22 protein-coding genes are annotated in these 21,697 nt (G+C 59.6%); 20 read left to right on the forward strand and 2 right to left on the reverse strand.

All coding sequences use genetic code 11. The annotated features are described in order from the left end of the window. Positions 1–87 precede the first annotated feature (87 nt). The 15 genes from PQQ96_RS23900 to PQQ96_RS23970 all read left to right on the forward strand — a co-directional run bounded on the left by PQQ96_RS23900 (position 88) and on the right by PQQ96_RS23970 (position 15,363). On the forward strand, positions 88–1,344 hold the full coding sequence (locus PQQ96_RS23900) for a phage major capsid protein (RefSeq protein ID WP_408297270.1): 1,257 nt from the start codon (positions 88–90) through the stop codon (positions 1,342–1,344). A gap of 73 nt (positions 1,345–1,417) precedes the next feature. Further along, positions 1,418–1,696 (forward strand): hypothetical protein, encoded by a 279-nt coding sequence (locus PQQ96_RS23905; protein WP_408297272.1) that lies wholly within the window; start codon positions 1,418–1,420, stop codon positions 1,694–1,696. 3 nt (positions 1,697–1,699) lie between these two features. Further along, complete coding sequence (locus tag PQQ96_RS23910) at positions 1,700–2,374, forward strand: head-tail connector protein (RefSeq protein WP_408297274.1); 675 nt, start codon at positions 1,700–1,702, stop codon at positions 2,372–2,374. Continuing rightward, a complete protein-coding gene (locus tag PQQ96_RS23915) occupies positions 2,374–2,715 on the forward strand; it encodes a phage head closure protein (protein ID WP_408297276.1) in 342 nt (113 codons plus the stop codon). Before PQQ96_RS23910 ends, PQQ96_RS23915 begins: the two co-directional genes overlap by 1 nt. Further along, positions 2,708–3,082: a DUF3168 domain-containing protein gene (locus PQQ96_RS23920; RefSeq protein ID WP_408297278.1), complete on the forward strand. Its 375-nt coding sequence runs from the start codon at positions 2,708–2,710 to the stop codon at positions 3,080–3,082. The genes PQQ96_RS23915 and PQQ96_RS23920 overlap by 8 nt, the downstream gene beginning before the upstream one ends. Positions 3,083–3,151: 69 nt before the next feature. Next, complete coding sequence (locus PQQ96_RS23925; RefSeq protein WP_408297280.1) at positions 3,152–3,790, forward strand: phage tail tube protein; 639 nt, start codon at positions 3,152–3,154, stop codon at positions 3,788–3,790. Between the two features lie 43 nt (positions 3,791–3,833). Then, complete coding sequence (locus PQQ96_RS23930) at positions 3,834–4,253, forward strand: phage tail assembly chaperone (protein WP_408297282.1); 420 nt, start codon at positions 3,834–3,836, stop codon at positions 4,251–4,253. Positions 4,254–4,258: 5 nt separating this feature from the next. Continuing rightward, a complete protein-coding gene (locus tag PQQ96_RS23935) occupies positions 4,259–4,546 on the forward strand; it encodes a phage tail assembly protein T (protein ID WP_459252140.1) in 288 nt (95 codons plus the stop codon). Positions 4,547–4,548: 2 nt separating this feature from the next. Then, a complete protein-coding gene (locus PQQ96_RS23940) occupies positions 4,549–4,983 on the forward strand; it encodes an HK97-gp10 family putative phage morphogenesis protein (RefSeq protein ID WP_408297286.1) in 435 nt (144 codons plus the stop codon). Beyond that, complete coding sequence (locus PQQ96_RS23945) at positions 4,976–8,176, forward strand: phage tail tape measure protein (RefSeq protein WP_408297288.1); 3,201 nt, start codon at positions 4,976–4,978, stop codon at positions 8,174–8,176. The genes PQQ96_RS23940 and PQQ96_RS23945 overlap by 8 nt, the downstream gene beginning before the upstream one ends. Further along, complete coding sequence (locus PQQ96_RS23950) at positions 8,176–8,658, forward strand: hypothetical protein (protein WP_408297290.1); 483 nt, start codon at positions 8,176–8,178, stop codon at positions 8,656–8,658. Before PQQ96_RS23945 ends, PQQ96_RS23950 begins: the two co-directional genes overlap by 1 nt. Continuing rightward, positions 8,652–9,191 (forward strand): DUF1833 family protein, encoded by a 540-nt coding sequence (locus PQQ96_RS23955; RefSeq protein WP_408297292.1) that lies wholly within the window; start codon positions 8,652–8,654, stop codon positions 9,189–9,191. The genes PQQ96_RS23950 and PQQ96_RS23955 overlap by 7 nt, the downstream gene beginning before the upstream one ends. Further along, entirely contained in the window at positions 9,188–9,580 is a 393-nt protein-coding gene (locus tag PQQ96_RS23960; RefSeq protein WP_408297294.1) for an NlpC/P60 family protein, read from the forward strand. Before PQQ96_RS23955 ends, PQQ96_RS23960 begins: the two co-directional genes overlap by 4 nt. Beyond that, the gene (locus PQQ96_RS23965) at positions 9,573–12,719 is read left to right on the forward strand and encodes a host specificity factor TipJ family phage tail protein (RefSeq protein ID WP_408297296.1); all 3,147 of its coding nucleotides are present in this window, start codon (positions 9,573–9,575) and stop codon (positions 12,717–12,719) included. The genes PQQ96_RS23960 and PQQ96_RS23965 overlap by 8 nt, the downstream gene beginning before the upstream one ends. A gap of 58 nt (positions 12,720–12,777) precedes the next feature. Then, a complete protein-coding gene (locus tag PQQ96_RS23970) occupies positions 12,778–15,363 on the forward strand; it encodes a hypothetical protein (RefSeq protein WP_408297298.1) in 2,586 nt (861 codons plus the stop codon). 105 nt (positions 15,364–15,468) lie between these two features. Here the strand turns inward: PQQ96_RS23970 and PQQ96_RS23975 are convergent, their stop codons facing one another. Then, a complete protein-coding gene (locus tag PQQ96_RS23975; RefSeq protein ID WP_408297300.1) occupies positions 15,469–15,741 on the reverse strand; it encodes a hypothetical protein in 273 nt (90 codons plus the stop codon). A 178-nt stretch (positions 15,742–15,919) separates the two neighbouring features. Here PQQ96_RS23975 and PQQ96_RS23980 point away from each other — a divergent pair, with 178 nt between their 5' ends. Further along, complete coding sequence (locus tag PQQ96_RS23980) at positions 15,920–17,194, forward strand: hypothetical protein (RefSeq protein ID WP_408297302.1); 1,275 nt, start codon at positions 15,920–15,922, stop codon at positions 17,192–17,194. On the opposite strand, the gene PQQ96_RS23985 is transcribed toward PQQ96_RS23980, so the two are convergent. Then, on the reverse strand, positions 17,184–18,434 hold the full coding sequence (locus PQQ96_RS23985; protein WP_408297304.1) for a glycosyl hydrolase family 28-related protein: 1,251 nt from the start codon (positions 18,432–18,434) through the stop codon (positions 17,184–17,186). The genes PQQ96_RS23980 and PQQ96_RS23985 overlap by 11 nt on opposite strands. Positions 18,435–18,812: 378 nt before the next feature. On the opposite strand from PQQ96_RS23985, the gene PQQ96_RS23990 reads away from it, so the two are divergent. From PQQ96_RS23990 to PQQ96_RS24005, 4 genes are all read left to right on the forward strand, one after another. After that, positions 18,813–18,989, forward strand: a complete 177-nt coding sequence (locus PQQ96_RS23990) for a hypothetical protein (protein ID WP_408297306.1) — start codon at positions 18,813–18,815, stop codon at positions 18,987–18,989. Then, positions 18,986–19,468: a glycoside hydrolase family 108 protein gene (locus tag PQQ96_RS23995; RefSeq protein ID WP_408297308.1), complete on the forward strand. Its 483-nt coding sequence runs from the start codon at positions 18,986–18,988 to the stop codon at positions 19,466–19,468. The genes PQQ96_RS23990 and PQQ96_RS23995 overlap by 4 nt, the downstream gene beginning before the upstream one ends. After that, a complete protein-coding gene (locus PQQ96_RS24000) occupies positions 19,465–20,016 on the forward strand; it encodes a 3TM-type holin (protein ID WP_408297310.1) in 552 nt (183 codons plus the stop codon). The genes PQQ96_RS23995 and PQQ96_RS24000 overlap by 4 nt, the downstream gene beginning before the upstream one ends. Positions 20,017–20,458: 442 nt before the next feature. Beyond that, positions 20,459–21,694, forward strand: coding sequence for a tyrosine-type recombinase/integrase (locus PQQ96_RS24005; protein WP_408297312.1), 1,236 nt, complete (start codon positions 20,459–20,461; stop codon positions 21,692–21,694). Positions 21,695–21,697 lie beyond the last annotated feature (3 nt).

Here is a 21,697-nt window from a genome sequence, read left to right on the forward strand (position 1 = left end):
TCGCGCACCTGAGAACAGCCGCCTCACGGCGGTTTTTTTTCGTCCTAACGACCTGCGCGAGCGGTCATTCCAATCAGGAGTCTTCACATGAAGCTGCAACAACTGCGTGAATTGCGCAATTCGAAGGCGAAAGAAGCCAACGAGATCAACAACAAGTTTCCCGCCGACCAGCGCATGCCGGCCGCCGATGCCGAGCGCATGGATTCGATTCTGGCCGAGATCGAGGCCATCGACAGCGAAATCGCTCGCGAAAGCCGTCGCGCTCAGCTCGCCGCGGAAGACCCGGCCGCTCAGCATGCAGCAGCAATGAATGCTGCGACGCGCACGCCCGGCGCCCACGGTGATGAAACGCGCGCGCTCCGCGCTTTCATGGCCGGCGGTATTTCGAACATGGCCGACGAAGATCGTGCGCGCATGCTCGCCCGGCAGACCCCCGACATCCGCAACGCGATGTCGACGACCACCACCACGGAAGGCGGCTTTACGGTGGCGACCGAATACCAGCGCTCGCTGGAGATTGCCATGAAGGCATACGGCGGAATGCGCGCCGTAGCGCATGCGATTCGTACGGCGACGGGTGCGTCGATGAACTTTCCGACCACCGATCCGACGGCAGAAGTGGGCGAAATCGTGGGCCAGAACGCGCCGGTTACTGGCCTCGATACCGCGTTCGGCAATATTTCGATGGACGTCTACAAGTACAGCTCGAAGAAGATCGCACTGCCGTTTGAACTGGTGCAGGACTCGTTCATCGACATCGAGGCGTACATTCAGAGCCTTCTGGCGATGCGCCTGGGCCGTATCCAGAACACCCATTTCACCACCGGTACCGGCACTGGCCAGCCGCGCGGCCTCATTACGGCCGCCAATACTGGCAAGGTCGGCGCCACCGGACAGACGCTCACCGTGGTCTACGACGATCTGGTCGACCTCGAGCACTCCATCGATCCTGCATACCGGAGCCAGCCGGGCGTTGGTTACATGATGCACGACTCGTCGGTGAAGGCCATTCGCAAGATCAAGGATAGCCAAAACCGCCCGATCTTCGTGCCGGGCTATGAGGCCGACGCCATGATCAACGGCGGCGCACCGGATCGCCTCATGGGTCGTCCTATCTACATCAATCAGGACATGCCGGTGATGGCGGCGAACGCGGAATCGATCGCTTTCGGGCAGTTCTCGAAGTACGTCATCCGCGACGTGATGGACCTGACGCTGTTCCGTATGACCGATTCGGCGTTCACGCTGAATGGTCAGATCGGCTTCGTCGGCTTCCTTCGCACTGGCGGCAACCTGATCGATGCAGGCGGCGCCATCAAGACGTACGCGAACTCGGCCACCTAACGGGTCGCGAGTCTTTCGGTTCATCTAGCGGCGGGTTTCGGCTCGCCGCATCACCTCTCCCAGGAAGTCCGTCATGGCAAAAGTTCAAACGGCGCGCGCGCGCGTGCTCGCCGATCACGTTGGCTTGGGCATCAAATGCGGCCAGCTTGTCGAGGGCCCGGAAAACGTCATCAAGGCGCTGGCCACCGCCGGCGTTGTCGACAATCATGAGGACGCCGTCGCATACGCGTCCAGCAAGGGCGCTGACGTTGTCGCGATTGAAGATCCCGCGGCGGCCGCCGAAGTGGCCGCCGCGATTATCGAAGATAAGCAGCCCGACCCGGCTGGCGCTTCGCAGGCTGCGGCAAGCTAAAGCATGGGCATCAGACTGACGCAGGCGCCGGCGGAAGAGCCGGTCACGGTGGATGAGGCAAAGCTGCATCTGCGCGTGACCGACTCCGGCGAAGACACGCTGATCGCAATGCTGATCAGCGCCGCGCGGATTCACGCCGAAAACGTGTGTCGCCGCGTCTTCGTGACCCAGAAGTGGGACCTGTTCCTGGACGCCTTCCCGTTTTACACCTACTACGGCGTGATTCCTGGCTACGTACCGGTCGACCAGTTGCCGTCGGCCTGGATGACGATGCGCAACTACGCGGTGCGTTTCCGCGGAAGCAAGATCGACATTCCGTTTCCTCGCTTGCAGTCAGTTGATGCCGTGAAGTACATCGATGCGAGCGGCGTCACGCAGACGCTGGACCCGTCCGCATATGTAGTGGATCCTATTAGCGAGCCTGGTGTTCTGACGCCGGCGACCGGCACATACTGGCCCGACACGCAGAATACGACGAACGCGGTGCAGATCAGCTTCACGGCGGGATACGGCGCCGCTGCAGATGTTCCGGCCGGCATCAAGTCGTGGATTCTGCTGCGCGTAGGCGCGCTGTACGAGAACCGAGAGGAAGTGTCGGTCGCCACGCGCGTGACGGTGCAGGAATTGCCATACGTCGACACGCTGCTCGACCCTTATCGGATCATGGGGTACGCCTGATGCGCGCCGGCGAACTTCGTCACCTGTTGACCTTCCAGGCTAAGTCGACCGAGCAGGACGAACTGGGCGAGCCGATTAATGCTTGGGTTGATGTATTCACCTGCTGGGGAAAGGTGTCGCCGACAACCGGCCGCGAACGTCTCGCTGCGGCTGCGGTTCAGTCGTCGGTAACGCACTCAGTGACGGTGCGCTACGTGCCGCAGCTCGCGAACCCGAAAGACGTCGCCGCGATGCGCATCATGTTCGGCACACGGATTTTCGACATTCACGATTCGATCAATGAAGACGAGCGCAATCGCATGGTCACGCTTATGGCGGAAGAGGGTTTGAACAATGGCTAATTCGGCTGAGGCCATTGTCTCCGCTGCGCTCAAGCCGCTGGTTCTCAATGCCGACGGCACCACCTTCCGTGTGTATCCGGACGTGGCGCCCGCCGGCACTCTGCGTCCCTACATCACGTATCAAGCGGTCGGCGGCCAGTCGCCGAACTACCTGAACAACACGGTTGATCTGGAAAATGCCCGAATGCAGATCAATGTTTGGGCCGATACGCGCTCTGCGGCGCGCGCGCTCATGAAGAGCGTCATCACAACGTTGAGCGCGCCCCCCATCTTGGCCACGACGATCGGAGCGCCTGTCAGCAACTACGAGGCTGACACGAAGCTGTACGGATCGCGCGAAGATTTTTCGATCTGGTTCTACTCGTAACACCCTAACGTCTGGTTTTCCACCCCCGACCCGCCCTGAGCGGGTTTTTCTATTTGTGAGGTCTGAAAAATGACAAGCACTGCGATTTCCGCTCAGGGATCGACTCTTTCCGTTTCCGGCGGGACCGGCGCGGCGAAGCCGATCACTGGTCTCGCGCTCGGCTATCCGACGATCATTACTTCCGCCGCTCACGGTTTCTCGAACGGCGACATCGAGACGTTCGCGGGGTTGGCCGGCAACACCACGCTGAACGGCGTCACGGCTGTTATCAAGAACGTGACGGCGAACACCTATGCCGTGGACGTCGATACGACCGGCGGCGCCGCGTACACGAATGGAGGCACGGCAACTCCCGTTGCTTGGACGCCGATCGGCAACTTGAACAACTTCAAGGGCTTCGACGGACAGGCCAACGAAATCGACAAGACCAACCTGTCGAGCGTGGCCAAGGAATTCATGCTCGGCCTGCAGGACTTCGGCCACTTCACTTTCGACGTCGACAAGGATTTCGCGGATCCGGGGCAGCTCGCATGCGACGCAGCAAAGCGGGCGGGCACGCTGAAGCAATTCAAGCTCACGGCGCCGAATGGCAAGACCGCAACCTTCAGCGCCTACGTCAAGAATAGTCCGCTCGATGGTGGCGTGGACCAGCTCCTCAAGACGACGGGCATCTCGCTCCGCATCTCTGGTGACGTGGTCTACGCATAACGCGCGACACGCTTAATCCCCATCACACCACACTGGACATAACGTGCCAATTCTCAGCAAAGAAACCAAGGCCGCCATTCTCGGCGCCATCCACCTCAAGACCGAGTCCGTCGACGTGCCTGAATGGGGCGACGGCGTAACCATTCTCGTGTCGGAAATGTCGGGCCTAGCGCGCGATGCGTTCTACGCCAAGAAAGAAGGCGGCAAGGTGCCGATCAGTCAATCGCAGGCGGATCTGTTGCTTGCCACCGTGGTCGATGAGACCGGCGCGCTCGTATTGGATGAGTCCGATGTCGCGAGCTTGCAAGCGCAGGGCACCGCAGTGCTCGATCGAGTCGTGGCGGTTGCCGTGCGCCTGAACGGTATGCAGCCGGCCGCGGTGGAGGATGCAGTAAAAAACTCCGCAGCCGCCCCGAGCGGCGATTCTGGCTCCAGCTCAGCATCGACTTCGGCATCCCAGTAAGGGAATTGCAGCAGCGGATCACGAGCGCGGAGTTCGTCGAATACATGGCTTCCTATCAGATTGACCATCGTGGTAGCCATTACGACGACCTTCGCGCCGGCACGATTGCGTCGATGCTGGCGAACATCAATCGAAACGCCAAGGTTAAAGGCGAGCCGTGGGGGCCGCTGGACTTCATGACGTGGAATGAATTGAATCAGGCGAAGGCGGAGGAAGCAACGGCGGTGCTGCTGGACGATCCTGATGCGCAGTCGAATCTCATTTTCTCGATGATGTTTCCCAGCAAGGCCTAGCAATGGCAAAGAGCTTCGTCATTGAGAACCCGGAGGCATTGACTGACGCACTTCGGGCGCTCGATAACGTCACGAGCGAGTCGGTTTTGCGGCAAGCGGCAGTTGCTGGCGCGCGTGTCTATTTCGACGAGATGAAATTGCGCGTGCCCGTCGGCATCCGGACGTACGAGAGGAAGGGTACCGAGATCTATCCCGGGTTCCTTCGCGACAATATCCTGATTGCCTATGACAAAGAGCAGTCCGTCGAAGGGCGGATTGCTTCTTACATCGTGACGTGGAGCAAACAGGCGTTCTACGGACGCTTCGTTGAAGCGGGTACATCCAAGATGGCGGCGAACCCGTTCCTTCGCCCGTCGTACGAGGCGAAGAAAACCGCCGCGGCCGAGGCGGTAGACGCAGTGTTCCAGCAAAAAGTGACGGAGCTGACAGGTGGCTGATAAAGAAACACTGATCCGGGTTTCGCTAGATGCCACCGGCGTTGAAGCTGGCGTTCAGCGCGCGAAGCGCAGCATGGATGCGTTCATCGCATCGCAGGAAGCCGCAGCGCAACGAACGGAGGTGGCGCAGGCCGCGATTGCCGAGGCGAACGCAAACGGCAGCAAGGCGAGCGAGCGCGCCATCAATTCGCTCGTGCAGCAAGCGGCGAAGATGGCCGACACGTATGGGATGAATTCGCGGCAACTGCTGGCCTACAAGGCGTCTCTGCTTGGCGTGTCTGACGCGATCTCGCCATACATCGAAAAGATGAATGCGATCGACGCGGCAAACGGACAGGTTGCCGGATCGACCGCCGCCGTGGGCGAAAGCAGTGAGGCTGCAGCTGCCCGCATTTCGGCTATGGTTGCAGCGTCGCTCGAAGTAACCGCCGCCATAACCGGTAGCACGGAAGCGGCCGATCGCTATGCCGCGAGCGTTGATGAACTGGCCGCTGCAGCGACGGCCGCGGAAAGAGCGAATGCCGGTATCGCGGCGTCAGCCGAGGCAGCCGCAACGGCGCAAACTAGCGTGGCGGTTCAGTTCGAGGCCGCTTCGACCGTGATCAGTGAGGGCGCGGCCAAGGTCACCGAGGCGCTCGGCCGTCAACTAACCGCGCTCACAGCATCCGCGGCGGAAATGGCCGTCTATGACGCGCAGATGGCGGGTTTTACCGAAGCGGAAACTGCACAGGTTGCTGCGATCGCCAAAGAAATCGAATTGCGCAAGCAGCAGATCGCGCTTGGCGAAGAGATGGCGGCGATGTACGCAGTAGAAGCTACTGCTGCGCATGGCGCCGCCGGCGCAACGTCGGGCGTGACAAATGAGCTCGGCGTGCTTGGCCGCGAGGCAGCCAGCGGCAACTTTACCCGTCTGGCCAGTTCGTTCACCCGTTTTCTGTCGCTCGCCGGCGCGCTCGACCTTCTTCTCAACCCGCTTTCGCTGTCTATCGCGGCTGTTGGCGCTGCTATGTACATGGTGGCGAGCCAGAACGAGAAAATGAATGAGGCGTTGCTGCTAACGGGCGGCTACGCGGGCGTGACCACTGATCAACTCCGCGGCATGGCGACCGCGGCGACTGCGGGCGGCGCAACGTTCAACACCGCGGCCGAGGCCGTCACCGAATTGGCGATGACCGGCCGGCTAACCGGTGAAGAGATCGCGAACCTTGGCCGGTCTGCGGCGGATGCCGCGACCTTCACCAGTGTGTCTGTCAAGCAGATGGTGGACGATTTCACCAAGCTTGCCGACGAACCGGTACAGGCGTCGGTGAAGCTGAACGACCAGTATCACTACCTGACCGCGGCGACATACGACCAGATCGCGGCGTTGGAGCGGCAAGGCGATGCGACTGGAGCCGCGAAGGTGGCAGTCGAAGCGTTCTCCCAGGCGATGGACGATCGCACGAAGGAAATTGCAGCCAATGAGGGGATCATCCTCGCTGGCTGGCGCGACATCAAGTCGATGATCAATGGTGCCATCGAGGCCGTGGGCTCGTTTGGTGCCGCAGCCACACCCGGGCAAATCGTGGCGCGTCTTCAGGACAACAAGGCGGCCCGTGCGCCGATCGACCAATGGTCGCCGGAGGATGAGGCAGAGCTTCAGAAAGCAATCGCGACGCGCGATGCCGCGATCAAGGCGGCAGCGGATAAGGCACGCGTAGACCGTCAAAATCAGCAGGTCATCGACGCGAAGCACGCGTACGACACGTTCAATACGCAATTTGCGACGCCGGCAGAGAAGCGCGCTAAAGAGATTCAGAAATATCTCGACACGATCGCTGGGCCGCTCAATCTGAGCCCGGAACAGCAGCTCGCCGATGAAGCAAATATCGACGCGAAGTATAAAGACCCGAAGGCTCCGAAGCCGAAGGCATACCGTGACGATTCGGGCGAGCGGATGCTGCAGCAGCTGCGCGACCAGGAGGCCGCGCTGGAGGCGCAACTCTCGACGACCGGCAGGCTGTCGACGGCCGAAGCGGAGCTCGCGAAATTTAACCAGCAGATTAGCGACTGGAAAAACAAGACGTTGACGCCGCAGCAGGAGAGCCTGTCCAAAGATCAGGACGCCATCCGCGCGCAGTTGCAAAAAAACGTCGAGCTCGAGAAAGAGGTTCAGCATCGCGACGACGTTGCGAAGTTGCAGGAGCGATCGGCGCAAATTGATGCGTCCATGAAGAGCTACCAGTCGGGGCAAAACGACCAGTATGGTCGCCAGCTCGACGCGTTTGGCATGGGTTCGGATGCGCTTAAAAATGTGCAGGCTGTGAAGTCGATCTTTGCCGAGTATCAGCGTCTGCAGGAGCAGCTCGACAAGTCCACGCCGAAGGATCTGATTGGTGGCGCTGATTACGTCAAGGCGTCAGCCGACATCAAAGCCGGGCTCGATCAGTCGCTGGCCGATTACGACGCCTATTACACGACGCTGAAGGCGAAGCAGGCCGATTGGACGAACGGCGCAACTGCTGCAATTGCCAATTACAACGACGCGGCCCAGAACATGGCGGCGCAGACGGAATCGGCAGTTACTAGCGCGGCGAAGGGCATGGAGGACGCTCTCGTCAATTTTGCGACGACAGGCAAGCTCAATTTCACGAGCCTCGCTAACAGCATCATCGCTGACATCGTGCGCATGCAGGCTCGTGCGGCGATCTCGGGCCTGTTCAATATGGTTGCCGGCATGATCGGTGGTGGCGTCGCGAACAGTTTCGGCACGCTGGCCACGGCTTCGACGGCGGGCGGCGCAGCATCGAACGTCATGGGTTCCAGCTATTCGTCGTCACTTATGGGGCCATCGGCCGTGATGCCGTCATACGCCAACCTGCCAGCACGCGCAAGCGGCGGCCCGGTGGCCGGCGGCACTGCATACCTTGTTGGCGAAAAAGGTCCGGAACTGTTCGTTCCTGGCGGCTCAGGTTCCGTCGTGCCGAATCACGCGCTCGGCGGCGGTGGTGGTGGCGTCTCTGTGCAGATCGTCAACAACAGCACAGCAGATGTGCAGCAGCCGCAGGTGTCGCAGGATTCGAGCGGGCAGAAGTTCATCCGGCTCATCATCGACCAGGCAAAAAACGAAATGGCAGGCGAGGTCGCTAGCGGGCAGGGCACCGTGAGCAAGGCGCTATCACAACGGTATGGACTCACTCCGAGGTTTAGATAATGGCTCTTGTCGCATGGCCGGATCGCTTGCCGGCACCCATGGCCGCAGGCTACTCATATCAGCCGCAGGCACCGTTCATCCGCACGAACATGGATTCCGGTCTCGCCCGGCAGCGACGTCGCTTCATCAGCATCCCGACGCAGGTATCCGCTACGTGGACGCTCAATCAGGAGCAGCTCGCGTTGTTCGAGGCGTTTGTGCATTACGACCTCATTGACGGTAGTGCTTGGTATTCGGCGCAGATCGTCAACGGGATGGAGTTGCAGAGCGTCAAGGCGCGCATGATCGGCGGCTTCAAAGTCGACAACATCGAGCCGGGTGTGTGGAAGGTGTCGGCGACGCTTGAGACGTTGAATATGCCCGTGGCGACGACAGAGCAATACATTGCGCTGCGCGACTTCGGTGAAGACTTGCTGCATTCGACATCGAGCGATCTTCACTCGCTCATCCATGTCGACCTGCCGGGACCGCTCGTATGGTGACGCTATATCAGCAGGCGCTGAAAGAAGCATATGCGGCCAACCCGTCGGGGGACGTGGTCCTCGACACGATCGAGATCCGGCATCCGGCGTTTGTAGACGATACGGGGCAGCCGACTGCGATTCGCATAGTTCGCGGGTACGACGACATCGTTGCGACGCTTGAGGCAACGGCGCCACTCAATGCCGGTCAGGCCGTGACGTTCATCGGCGCGGCGTTCAACTTCACGCTGCCGGGATTCAAGGAAGGTCAGATTCCCCAGCTGCAGATCACACTCGATAACGTGAGCCTAGAAGTCACGGCGCACCTCGAGCAGGCGATTGGGCAACTGGCGCCGATCGAGGTGACGTACCGGCCGTATCTCCTATCCGACCTCAGCGGCCCTCAGATGGATCCGCCGATCAACATGCTGCTGACAAACGTGACGGTAGATGTGTTTCAGGTGACGGGCACCGCGACACTGAACGACGTGCACAACTGGGGCTTCCCGAGTCGCATCTACGACGTCGCATCGTTCCCCGGGTTGCTTCGATGACGCCGGGGGAAGTCAACCGATACATCGGGCTGCCTTGGGCGGCCGGCGCGCGCGGCCCCGATGCGTTCGACTGCTGGGGATTACTGCGCCATGTTCAGGCCGCGTATTTTGGCAAGGCGATCCCTGATGTTCCGGAGTTCGGTCACGTTGCACGCGATATGTACGACGAGCGTATGAATTCGCGTGAATGGGAGATCGTCCACCAGTCTTTCCATGGGGCCGGTGTATTGATGCGTGGCGGCGACGACCCGCACGTTGGCGTATGGCTCGATCTGGAGGGCGGCGGCGTCCTGCACTCGATGGAGCGCGTCGGCGTGATCTGGTCGCCAAAACAGACGCTTCGCATGCTCGGATTCTCCAGGCTCAAATTTTATCGATTCCATGTTTAACGCGACCCTTGTACATTGCCGCGATCCGTTCCGGCCGCAACTTGCGCGCGAGCTCATTCCGATCCGTCGTCGCGTTCGCCTCGACACGCTGCTTCGCCGTCAAGGCATGATCTCGGGCCGCGGCCGCTCGCTGAAGCGGTTGCACACTTTCATGCCCGCGATCAACGGCAGGCCGGTGCTTGAGCATGACTGGGGGCGCGCCGTGCGTGATGGCGACGTGGTGACGATTGCTAGCCTGCCGATGGCCGGCGGCGGCTCAAACCCGCTGCAGATCCTCCTGATGATCGTTGTCGTCGTGGTTTCGATTGTCGCGCCCTATGCAGCACCCGCCGCGTGGGGCGTAGGTGCCGGGACAATGGGTGGCGCGATGATCTCTGCCGGTGTCATGATGGCCGGCACGTTCCTCGTGAACGCGATTGTGCCGCCGACGCGCGCGCCTTCATCGCTGTCTAGCTCCCAGGCGAGCCCGACCTATACGATCGGCGCGCAGGGCAACAATGCGCGGCTGCAAAACCCGATTCCTGTTCTATACGGCCGCTACCGCGTGTATCCGGACTTCGCGAGCCAGCCATACATCGAGAACCACGGAAACGAGCAGTACCTGTATCAGTTGTTCTGCATCAGCCAGGGCGACATCAGCGTCGAGAAGGTATTGATCGGGGACACGGACATCTCGTCATACGGCGAGGTCCAGTACGAAATCATCCCGCCGGGCGGCGCGATGACGCTGTTTCCGGATAACGTTGTGACGAGCATCGACGTGACGGGGTTCGAGTTGAAAGGTGCGAACGAGTCGGGGACATGGATAGGCCCGTTCGTTGCAAACCCGGCTTCGACGCAGACGAACTACATCGGCATCGACATCAGCCTGCCGAGCGGCCTGTTTCATGCCGACGACAACGGCAATCCGGCCAACACGTCGCTTCAGTATCAGGTTCAGGCGCAGGCGATCGACGACTATGGCAACCCGACCGGCGCATGGTTCGACCTGGTAAACACGACGATCAGCATGGCGACGATTCAGCCGCAAATGTTGTCCGACCGGTACCTGGTTCCGATGGGCCGCTATCAGGTCCGGGCGCAGCGCGTAGGAAACAAGAATCTCGATTCGCGCACGTCGAACACAGTTCAGTGGTCGGGAATGCGTGCCTACCTGCCGAGCCAACACTATTACGGCAACGTGACACTGCTGGCAATGATCATTCGGGCAACAAACAATCTGAACAGCTCGACGGCGAAGAAGATCAACGTCATCGCGACGCGGAAGCTGCCGGTATGGAACGGTTCGACGTGGTCGGCGCCGACGCCGACGCGCAATCCGGCCTGGGCCTTCGCGGATGTGATTCGCAACATGGACTACGGGCGGGGCCTGCCCGATAGCCGGATCAATCTTGATTCGCTGGTCACGCTCGCGCAGACGTGGGACTCGCGCGGCGACAGGTTCGATGGAGTCTTCGACACCGCGGCGACGCTTTGGGATGCACTCACGCAGATCGCCAGCGTGGGCGATGCGATGCCAGTGTATTACGCGGGCGTCATCGATCTGGTGCGCGACGAGGCAAAGAGCATCCGGACAGCCATGTTCACGCCGAACAACATCGCGGCGAACTCGCTGAAGATCGACTACGCATTCCAGAGTTACGACACGCCGGACTACGTGATCATTCAGTACACGGACAACGTGACCTTCCAGCCCGCAGAAGTGCCATGCGTGCTGACCGGCGGCACGCAATTGAAGCCCTCGCGACTGCAGCTGTTTGGTTGCACGGATCGCAATCAGGCGTGGCGCCATGGCATCCGGCTCGCAGCGGCGAATCGCGACCGGCGCCGCAATATCACGCTGACGACCGAAATGGAGGGATACATCCCGCGATACGGTGATCTGGTCGCGGTGTCGCACGACGTGCCGGCGTGGGGTCTTTCAGGTGTCGTCACGGGTTACGCCGGGGGCGTGATGACGACTTCGGAGCCTCTGACGTGGACGGCCGGCCAGACCCATTACATGGCGTTCCGCAGGCGCGACGGCTCGGCAGACGGCCCGTACGTGGTTACGCAGGGTGCTGATGATTTCACGGCGATCGTTGCCGGCGCGCCGGCCCTTTACATCTCGGACGGCAACAGCGAGGAGCCGACGCACTACCAGTTCGGGCCGGGTGAGCGCCGAGGTCTCGACTGTCAGGTCATTAGCGTGAATCCGAAGGGTGACGGCCAGGTCGAATTGGTAATGGTGAATTACGCGGCCTCGGTGCAGGAAGCAGAAACGACCGGATCAGCGCCGCCGCCGCCGGCGGCATCGCTGCTGCCAGGAATCACCGACGCGCCGGTCGTGGCGCAGGTTGCGGTGATCGGCAGTCCGCAGAACGGCCTCTCGGTAGTGTCGTGCACGCCGGCGCGCGGAGCGGTGTCGTATGAGTTTCAAGGCTCGCCAGATGGTGGCGGCACGTGGGTTGCGCTTGGCAGCAGCATAGCGTCGACCATCAATGCCAATCTTGGCGCTGGCCCCTGGCAGGTTCGAGCTCGGGCAATTGGCAGTCTTGCTGGTCCGTGGGCTATCTGGTCGGGAACAATCGCGGTTGTGACCTATCCGCCGGCAGCGCCGACATTGACCTTGCAGAATCCGCCATTCAGCGGCGGGACGATGTATGTCAACGTTTCGAACGCGAAGGGGGATTTCCGGCACGTTCAGGTGATCACCGGTGGAGTGGTGAGGCTGGAATACGATACGACGAATTTCGTGATCAATTGGGACATAAATACCGCGCGCGCCAATAACGCTGTGTCGCCAACGGTCACATTAAATGTCGCCGAGCACAACGTCGTCGGCGTTTCTCCGTCGGTTGCGTCCATCACTGTGACGAAGCAACCGCCTCCGGCGCCGACAGGTTCCTACTTTTCTGCGGGAGATGGAACCGGAACGCTTTCGATCGATGCTGTTTCCGCGCAGGACATTGACAAATACTTCATCCGTCAGGACTCGGCGACCGGGACGATCGTGTACCAGGAGCCATCTCCCGGATCTGCGCCAGCAACCGAGGGCACGACGTACTACCTGAGCGTGACGGATATGTGGGGCAACACCTCGGCGTCGACACCGATCACGCCAGCCGCTCCGCCTCCCGGCCCGGGTGGCGGCCATTGATCAACGCCAACAATTCTCAAGCCGCCTTCGGGTGGCTTTTCTTTTTTAGAGGCAACGAATGAGCACATCAAGCAGCCAGTTGCTGGCAGACGTCGCGCAGTTGCACGCCGATGCGGGAACCTTGCACGACATCACGCACGGCCCGGCATCGGGCTCTGGAAGTCTTGTGCCAACCGATAACGGCCTCGTGCCCACTGCCGCCAAGGTGATGGCCGACTTCACGGCGCAAGGAAACGACTCCATGGCCACGATGGAGGCGGCGGCCACTGCGGTTCGGGCAAGTATTGGATATGCAGTCCCCGTTGCCTATGGAGCCGGGATTTCGATGACGGCCACCACGCAGACCGTCTCCTACAACGGTCAAGCGTACGCGGCGAACCTTGGCGATCTTCCTTTTGTTACGAGCGGTGTTTTCGAAACCGCAAAGTTTCGATTGATTCAGGGCGTCGCGGCGGCGGACCTGGAGGCGCCCGGCGGCGCGGAATTGGTCGGCTTCGTTCAGGCTGGCACGGGGAGCGTGGCGCGCTCGCTTCAGGACAAGTCGCGCGAGATTGTCAGCCCTGAGGACTACTATCTCGCATCAGACGGCGCGGACTATATGGCCTCTTTCCAGCGTGCGGCGAACTACCTCAATACGCGCGGCGGTGGCACGTTGCGGCTATCCGCGCCTCAATACTATCTCGGCCAGTACACCGGTTCTCAGGTCAATGGAAGCGCGCTTGGATACGTGATCGGTGCAGCCGTTGTATCGAAGGTGCTTTTCCTGCCGTCCAATGTAGTCCTCGAGGGCACCGGGCAAACCATTGTTAGCCTCGGCGGTGGATCGTCTGCGCCGCTAGGTTACAGCGGCACAGCAAACATCATTGCTGGTGTTGTATCCAACGAGGCAAATACGACGGTATCAGCTGTCGCCCAATCGGCGTCACAAGTGACCGTGGCTTCGACGGCTGGCCTTTCTGTCGGGCAGACAGTTCGACTCGCACGCTCTGCGGCAACGGTCGGCGGAATTCCAGGAACGCCATCGCAGGAAGATGCGCCGAACCAGTTCCTCACTATCCAGTCGATAGCGGGCAATGTGGTCACGTTCAACGAGGCATTCATTCACCGTTTCGAAACAGTGCAGGCTCTCTACCTGTGCTATCGGACAGACAACAACGACTATCCGCGAAATATCCGCATCCGTAATTTGCGGTTCAGCTGTCCCGGCACGGGCGCATACATTCTCTTTACCAGGGTTATCAACTCATCGCTGCATCACGTCGTGCTCGACAGGAAGGTCGCTCTATCGTGGGGTACTTGCCAGCGAGTGACAGGTGATGACATCGTTGTTATTAGTGACCCGACGGCCAAGAATATGGTTACGATCGAAAGCACCAACGATGTCAATATCGGTTCATACCTTGCTGAAGGCAATTGGAGCGCAAGCTCCATTGGTGGGCTGCTTGTCAACGATACCTCCAAGCACGTACGGTTCGACAAGATCGAGGTACGCAATTTCACCAAATCTGGCGTCGCATTCATGTATGGAATCGATGCCCAGATCGATCAGCTGATTCTCATCAACTGCGCCACGGCCGCAGACCCGGTCACCGACTTTGCCGCAGGTTTGTGCGCTGGCTTCGCTGCAGTTGGCTCATATGCAACTAGGCAGATCGCCGAAGGGGACCTCTTCAAGCTCCGGAATCAGGGGCCGGCGAAGATGCGCATTCGGTACCTACGCAGCACCGGACCTTCAACAGTGCCAGTTCGTGCCCATGACATCGATCTGTCGATCGACTACGCATACATTGAATATGCCAACAGCACTGGCCTGACGGCGCCGTTCGTAATCGGTCAATCGGGGGACCGGCGTGCCGATGCCACGTACTACCCAAATGGCGGTCAAGTAGCGTTGCGACTTGGGACGATCGAGGCCAGAACATTGGCTGGTACGCCGGCAATGATCGTCGACCAGAACGGAACGTCGGGCCTCTTTCGCTCAGGGATAGCGAGCGTCCCCGGCGGAGCGAATGCGACTGACGTGACGCTGACCGTTGACGATCCGACCTATTTCCATGGCTCAACGATCGTCAGCTACGTGAATGAAAGTATCGGTAATCCAAACGCGGTTTCGCAGACCGTCAATGGTGTTTCAGGCAACACGCTGAATCTAGCGGGCGCGGTCGGGGCGACCCTCGCGCCAGGTGCGAAGGTATGGGTCAATCGGCAAAACCGCGACATCGCCTCGCGCATCTCGTGTGGCCGCTTCATTCTTGACGGTGCAGTTGTTCCGGTGGTCAACGGGGATATGGTCTATGCGCCCGATTTTCAGACTGCGTCAGGCGCAGCTTGGAACGCAACTCAGCCGCTCGCTCCTCCATCGGTCGGCGACTGGGAACTCACACTGGGCTTGCTTGCCGCGGACTATTCGAAATATGTCGTCGCGAAGTACATCGTCAGTTACTCAACGCTCAATAACGCTGCTCCGATCAATCTGATAGCTCAGATCTTTAAGAGTGGAGGCGGTGTAATCGATATTACGGGTGCGACGATCTCCGCCGGTGTCGTAACGGTCACGATGCAATCCAACCTTCAAGGAAAGACGTGTCGTCTGACGGCCCGCTGGACGCCCGTCAAGAGGATTTTTCCTGAATTCGAGCCGTAAGCTCGGCGACTTAACCAAAGTGACTTGAAGCGGGGCAAACACAATGAGGGGTATCGAATCGGTCATCATGCGCACCTTTCGGCAGGGCAAGTGTCCTGCACGACGTCATCGCCGGAAAACGCGCGGCATCCGAACACCCTTGCGCCTCAGGAATTGCACAAGCAACAGCAGCCCGCTCGGGGCGCCAGCTACCAGCAGGAAAGTCCCCATTTCGTTGCGCACGAACCATGCGAACTGAAGGAAAGATGCCGCTGCAACCGCTGCAACCGCGATCAGGATGAGTATTGATGTCGCGAATAGGCCTGCAACTACTTCGCCGATCGTGACTTCCGCAGCGTCAGTAACCTTCCAAACACGGTGTTCGTCATCGTCTTTCATGCAGGATCTCTTAAGGGAGTGACCGTCGCATTATAGGAAGAACAACGACAGCGAAAAGCTTTTGACCTGACAATGGCGGATTATGACAATACTTGCACCTTCCGACCGCTTGCGACCGTTTAGGGTTTACAAATAGACTAGGCGAGCTATATTTGCCACCGGAGCGCCTTGCTGAAGCATGAAAGGAATCTCACTCGTATCGCTGTTCAGCGTTGCACTGGTTCTAAACGCATTCCTGATGCGCCCAGCTGCACTCGGGCAGGAATATGTCTCCGTCGCGATGGTACTGAGTGTCGTGCTCGTTGGAGCATACTTGGCCGCACGGGGGCGCGCACCGCGCACGATCTTGTCTTCAGGTCGACGGGATATTTTGTTCGTAACTTGTCTAGTGATCATCTACTGGCTCTACGAATTACCTCTCGGAATCGCGCAGGCTGGCGATGACGTTTTGGTGGCCAAGGATTTCATATCAAGCATCGTAGTTACCGTTTGCTATGCGGTCTTCCTCATGGAGGAGCGCGCGAACAAGGCCTTCTTCAGGATTTTTGCGACTGTGGTTGCGCTGCTCGGCTGGTCGAGTATCGTGACACTGATTCTGTCGAGCATCGTTGGGCTCGATCACCTGTTCCTCTTTCCGATCAGGGTGAAAGGGTATGAGCAGACCGCGGTGACGGGCGGGGGGATGACAACGGGCGGCGTCTATTTTCCATTTTCGATGCTATACAGCGTCTACACGACTGGCCAACTTCAACTGAATCGGTACTCGAATTTCTTTCGCGAAGCTGGTATCTATCAGGCCGTTTCCATATTCTGCTTCGCGTACGAGCGCTATACGCGCCGGTCAAAATTCATGACATTTGGGCTGATTGCCGGGGCGATGTCATCGTTGTCGACGCTTGGCCTTGTTCTGTTGCCACTCACCGCAGGACTCGTGTACGTCACTCGCCGCAAAGTCAATATTTTGCGAGTTGCCGCATTGGGTATCTTCACGGTCGTTGCAGTTACTGCGCTTTTGTTCATGCCGGCCGTAGGCATTGCCGACAAGCTCGATAGTCACGGGACATCAATCACGGATCGCTCGGAAGCTATCAGCCGTGGTGTCGGTTCTATCTGGACCTATCCTCTTGGCAGAGGATTATTCAATGATAGGGCGTTTGGCGACTCAGTGTGCCTGCTCGCTGCGATTGCCGGTATCGGGCTTCCTGGATTTTTGATTCAACTTGCGTTGCTTTCGGGTGCGCGCCCCGGCTCAAAATTCGTCAATCCCAAGGTAGTCGCTTGCTTCCCGTTGCTTGTCACCGCGGTCTTTTCTCAGCCTATTGCGGGATCAGGGATGACGTACATATTGGTGATGGTCGCTACGCCGGCATCTTTGCGCCGGCGCAGCGGGGAATCAATCCGGCCGCAACGGGAGCTTCAGTACGGCGATGCCCGAGCAGTCGCTATTCGTTGATCATATTGGAGTACATCGGGCTTTTCACGCTCTTTACCGGCACGGGGCATCGGACAAGCGTGTTCCAACTAACATTGGACCGTTCGACTGAGTTCACGCATTGCGCAAAGTCGGCGATGTAGTTTCCTGATACCGTCGTGTCGATCGTGCCACTGCCGTCCGGCATGATAATTCCGGCGGTGTCCGCGATGCTTCCGCCAGGCCCCTCCACGTGATTTCCCGAAATAACTACTCGTCCTGTCGGTGCCTGGTCATGGCTAACGCTGGGCCTCACGCCGACTTGAATGCCGTTATTCTTTCCCTTCACCGTGATCACGTTGCCGGTGATCGTAACGGCGCCGCTCGCGTCTTCGACGTGGAGTGTGCCATTCGCGCTCGAGGCGTTCGATGTCACGGTGTTGCCGGTGATCGCGAGACGGCTGACATGTGCGACGTTGAGCGGAAGATCGAGCCGAAGGATCTTGGGTTCGATTGTGTTGCCCGCGATCACGACGTCCGAGACGAGTATGTGCGGAGTGTTGACGCCGAGCGTCGCGTCCACGAAGGTGTTATCTGAAATGTGGATATGCGACGATGGCTTGCCCAGTGGGTTCGTGCGTACGTTCTGTTGCATACCGTTCTGGCTGTTGATCTGCACGCCATACGTGCAACTCTCGAACTCGTTGTCGTTTATGTAAAGGCCATTGACACCCGTCCCGGTTACCCATACGCCGAAAATATTCGATTTGAGGTTCGATTTGTCCGTCGTTACACATTCCACTCTGTTGCCGTAGAACCTTTCGTTACGGACATCGTTGACTGGATTTAGTACGCCCTGCATTGTCGCCGCACCGCTGTTGGCAAGCCTGAAGTTCACTTGCGTCACAAAGGTGTTGGAACCGCCCCACAAAAAAGCATTCGGACTGGTCGAGCTGTCGAGCTCAAAGTTGAGCGTTGCGCCTTCTCCGATTGTACGAACGCCACGCGCATCGATCTGGCCGGTGACCCGGTATTGTCCACCGCGAAGGAAGACGATGGCTGTTGTCTTTCGTGCCGCCACGTACATTGCGTTCAAGGCGGCTGTGTCGTCGGCCGACCGATCTCCCGTTGCGCCGAAGCGCATTGGCGTGAGCGTATTGTCGGCCGTCAGTATGGGACCACTTGTTTCCGAATCAGCCGGCACTCGCGCGTCAGCGCTGTGAGAGGCAGGAGCGAGTAGCACAAATGCAGCCAAGGCGGCTCGGAAGTTAATTCGTTTCATGTCGTTACCGGGTTGATTGAATAAGCGGGGGCAGTAGCAAGTCTGTGCTGAGGCTGGCGCGCTGCCTGCGGAGGAGTGAATCACTGTCGTGTTCCCTATCCGTCGTACCGTCTATGGGTTGGGGCCGCTAATCGATGCGTCTCTAGCGCTTTTTGCCGCCAACACAATAGCGTCGCATCCGGAGCTATTCGCCCTCCGCCAAGATGTTGATCGATTCGGACGCTTGAGTTGTTACCTTGGCATCGCTTGTACGGCCGCGCCGCCAGTTATTGTTTAGGGGCAGCGACATTCGAACGTGGAAATTCTGCCTTAACACCAACGCCAACCGCCTTCGGGCGGTTTTTTTATTGGGCTGTCGCCCATCACCGGGGATTTGCCATGCCAGTGGAAGGCCTGTCGCAAGACGAAGTTAAAAACGCACTCAAGGAAGGCTTGACTGAGTGGCTCGATAAGCAATTCGCGACGCTGGGCAAGTGGACGCTGGGCGGCATCACGTCGCTCGGGCTTGCCGCGCTGGCGTACGCGTTCCTTCAAACCAAGGGGTTCAGCAAATGACCAGCTTCGACGACGCCTTCGGTGCATTGATCGGCAACGAGGGCGGGTATTCAAACAACCCAGCCGACCCGGGCGGCGAAACGATGTGGGGCGCCACAGCGCGCGTCGCGCGCGCGGCGGGCTACGCGGGGCCGATGAGAGACATGCCGCGCGACACCGCGAAGGCAATTGCAAAAAAGCTGTACTGGGATCCGCTGCGGCTCGATGAGCTCGATGCGCGCGTCGCGTTCCAGATCTTCGATGCGAACTACAACGGCGGTCATCCGGTGATTTGGATGCAGGGCGCCGCCGGCGCGAAGGTCGACGGATTGCTCGGGCCGGCAACGATCGCCGCGGTGCAGGCCGTCGACCCGCTCCGCTTTGTGCTTCGCTGGAACGCGCTGCGCCTAACCTATTTCACGTCGCTCAAAACCTGGCAGGATTTTGGTAAAGGCTGGGCTCGACGCATCGCCAACAATCTCACAAAAGGAGCAGCATGATGCCGCTTATCCCTATCGCAATGGCACTGGCGCAGTTCGCGCCGATGATCGCTGGCTGGCTCGGCGGCACCAAAGCCGAAGACATTGCCGGCAAGGTAGTTGGCATTGCCCAGACGGTTACAGGGCAGTCCGCACCCGACGCCGCGCTCGCCGCGATCCAGGCCGATCCGAATCTCTCGCTGCAATTCCAGAAGGCGGTGCTCGATCAGCAGGCGCAGCTCGCACAGATCGCCGCCGACGTCGAGAAAGCCGAGATTGCGGCCGACCAGGCCAACACCGCAGTGGTCAATCAGACGATCCAGGTTGAGGCAAAGGCGGACCACTGGCCGACCTATGCGTGGCGGCCGTTCGTTGGGTTCTGTTTCGGGTTCGCCTGGATTGGCGCGTACTTCATTATCCCGGTGCTGCGCGGCTGGTGGCCAAACATCGCTCAGCCGAGCATCCCGCCCGAGGCGTGGGTCGCCATCGGTGGAGTGCTCGGGGTGGCGAGTTTCTTCCGCGGGAAGATGCAAAGCGACCCGCGCGTGCCGAGCGACAATCGCGGCTAAAAGTCGGGATTTGGCGTACCTTTGGCGGATTGCAAATCATGCCCAGAAAGGCTTCCAGAGCGGCGGGTATGGTCGTCAAAGGTACGCCAGCGACCATCTAATTCGATGATTCAAAATCGATTTCCGCGTTTGGTGGAATAGGTTAATAACCTATCCGGGGTTCGAATCCCCGTCTCTCCGCCAGGACACCCTTCCGAAACAGTCTTGAACCGTCCGGTTCAATCGCCCAAACCCTTGCTGCACAAGGCTCACGGGGCAAAATCCCAAAATGGAACAGTCCGGATCGATTGTGTTCAATCCGGTTTAGTCGTAAAGTCTTTGGTGGGTCGGTTGGTGGGTAGGCCACTTCTGATGCATTCCGCCAGACATTTTTGCGCTTTCTCCGCCGAACTCGTCCGAGCCCCGCCTGACGGGCCTTTGAGCCATCTAGTTCGATCCGCGTATGCCTAGAATCGCCAAGGAGCTTGGCCCGCTTGCCGTGTCGCGTCTGTCGGTGCCCGGCCGCCATACGGTCGGCAAAGTCGCAGGTCTGGCGCTTCAGATCACCGAGAACGGCGCACGCTCCTGGGTGCTTCGCGCGATCGTTGGCGGCAAGCGCCGCGAGATAGGTCTGGGCGCATACCCGTCCGTCTCGTTGAAAGATGCGCACGCACGGGCTCAGGCAAAGCGCGACGAGATCGAGGCCGGCGTCGACCCGGTTCTTGCTCGGAAGGAAGCCGCCAGCAGGCTTCGCGCCGATCAGGCAATGGAGATGACCTTTGAGGAAGCCGCGCGGCGTTTTATCAAGGCCAAGGCGCCCGAATGGAGTAATGCCAAACACGCCGACCAGTGGACGAACACCCTCGCTGAGTACGCCCATCCCATAATCGGCAAACTGCTGGTCCGTCACGTCAGCCGCTCGCACGTCGTAGAAATCCTGGAGCCGATCTGGACAACCAAGACCGAAACGGCAACACGTGTGCGTGGCCGGATTGAATCGGTACTTGATTGGGCGCGCGTGAAAGGCTTCAGGGAGGAAGGCATTAACCCGGCAGCGTGGCGAGGCAACCTGGACAAGCTCCTGTCCAAGCCGAGCAAAACGAAGAAGGTGCGCAATCACCCAGCATTGCCTCTCGACCAGATGGCCGGCTTCATGACCACTTTGCGCGCGACTGATGGCATCGGTGAGCGCTGCCTGGAGTTTTTGATCCTGACAGCCGCTCGCTCTGGAGAAGCCCGCGGTGCTCGCCGGCAGGAGATCGATCTTCAACGCAAAGTCTGGATCGTGCCCGCCGATCGGATGAAAGGGAAGAAGGAACACCGCGTGCCGTTGTCGCCGGCCGCGATCACGCTGCTTAAGTCGCTTCCGAAGGGCGAGCCGGAAGATCTTCTTTTCGCAAGCGCCCGCGGAAGCCTGCTCAGCGACATGACTCTGCTGATGTTCATGCGCAGGCAGAAGCTTGAGGCGACGCCGCACGGCTTCCGATCGACGTTTAGAGACTGGGCTGGCGATCACACGAATTATCCGCGCGAGCTGGCAGAAGTTGCGCTGGCTCACTTGAAGGGCGACGCGACCGAGGCAGCCTATTGGCGCAGCGATGTTCTCGAAAAGCGCCGGCGCATAATGAACGACTGGGCGGCGTTTATTGCGAAGCCGATCAAGGGCGGAACTGTGGTTCCGATGAACAAGCGCGCGTGAGGG

It is taken from the genome of Paraburkholderia sediminicola (assembly GCF_046027825.1).
GTDB classification, from domain to species: Bacteria; Pseudomonadota; Gammaproteobacteria; order Burkholderiales; family Burkholderiaceae; genus Paraburkholderia; species Paraburkholderia sediminicola_D.

Coding starts and splice junctions, on each gene's coding strand:
- PQQ96_RS23900 (WP_408297270.1), top strand. CDS start 88: ATGAAGCTGCAACAACTGCGTGAATTGCGCAATTCGAAGGCGAAAGAA.
- PQQ96_RS23905 (WP_408297272.1), top strand. CDS start 1,418: ATGGCAAAAGTTCAAACGGCGCGCGCGCGCGTGCTCGCCGATCACGTT.
- PQQ96_RS23910 (WP_408297274.1), top strand. CDS start 1,700: ATGGGCATCAGACTGACGCAGGCGCCGGCGGAAGAGCCGGTCACGGTG.
- PQQ96_RS23915 (WP_408297276.1), top strand. CDS start 2,374: ATGCGCGCCGGCGAACTTCGTCACCTGTTGACCTTCCAGGCTAAGTCG.
- PQQ96_RS23920 (WP_408297278.1), top strand. CDS start 2,708: ATGGCTAATTCGGCTGAGGCCATTGTCTCCGCTGCGCTCAAGCCGCTG.
- PQQ96_RS23925 (WP_408297280.1), top strand. CDS start 3,152: ATGACAAGCACTGCGATTTCCGCTCAGGGATCGACTCTTTCCGTTTCC.
- PQQ96_RS23940 (WP_408297286.1), top strand. CDS start 4,549: ATGGCAAAGAGCTTCGTCATTGAGAACCCGGAGGCATTGACTGACGCA.
- PQQ96_RS23950 (WP_408297290.1), top strand. CDS start 8,176: ATGGCTCTTGTCGCATGGCCGGATCGCTTGCCGGCACCCATGGCCGCA.
- PQQ96_RS23955 (WP_408297292.1), top strand. CDS start 8,652: ATGGTGACGCTATATCAGCAGGCGCTGAAAGAAGCATATGCGGCCAAC.
- PQQ96_RS23960 (WP_408297294.1), top strand. CDS start 9,188: ATGACGCCGGGGGAAGTCAACCGATACATCGGGCTGCCTTGGGCGGCC.
- PQQ96_RS23965 (WP_408297296.1), top strand. CDS start 9,573: ATGTTTAACGCGACCCTTGTACATTGCCGCGATCCGTTCCGGCCGCAA.
- PQQ96_RS23970 (WP_408297298.1), top strand. CDS start 12,778: ATGAGCACATCAAGCAGCCAGTTGCTGGCAGACGTCGCGCAGTTGCAC.
- PQQ96_RS23975 (WP_408297300.1), bottom strand. CDS start 15,741: ATGAAAGACGATGACGAACACCGTGTTTGGAAGGTTACTGACGCTGCG.
- PQQ96_RS23980 (WP_408297302.1), top strand. CDS start 15,920: ATGAAAGGAATCTCACTCGTATCGCTGTTCAGCGTTGCACTGGTTCTA.
- PQQ96_RS23985 (WP_408297304.1), bottom strand. CDS start 18,434: ATGAAACGAATTAACTTCCGAGCCGCCTTGGCTGCATTTGTGCTACTC.
- PQQ96_RS23990 (WP_408297306.1), top strand. CDS start 18,813: ATGCCAGTGGAAGGCCTGTCGCAAGACGAAGTTAAAAACGCACTCAAG.
- PQQ96_RS23995 (WP_408297308.1), top strand. CDS start 18,986: ATGACCAGCTTCGACGACGCCTTCGGTGCATTGATCGGCAACGAGGGC.
- PQQ96_RS24000 (WP_408297310.1), top strand. CDS start 19,465: ATGATGCCGCTTATCCCTATCGCAATGGCACTGGCGCAGTTCGCGCCG.
- PQQ96_RS24005 (WP_408297312.1), top strand. CDS start 20,459: ATGCCTAGAATCGCCAAGGAGCTTGGCCCGCTTGCCGTGTCGCGTCTG.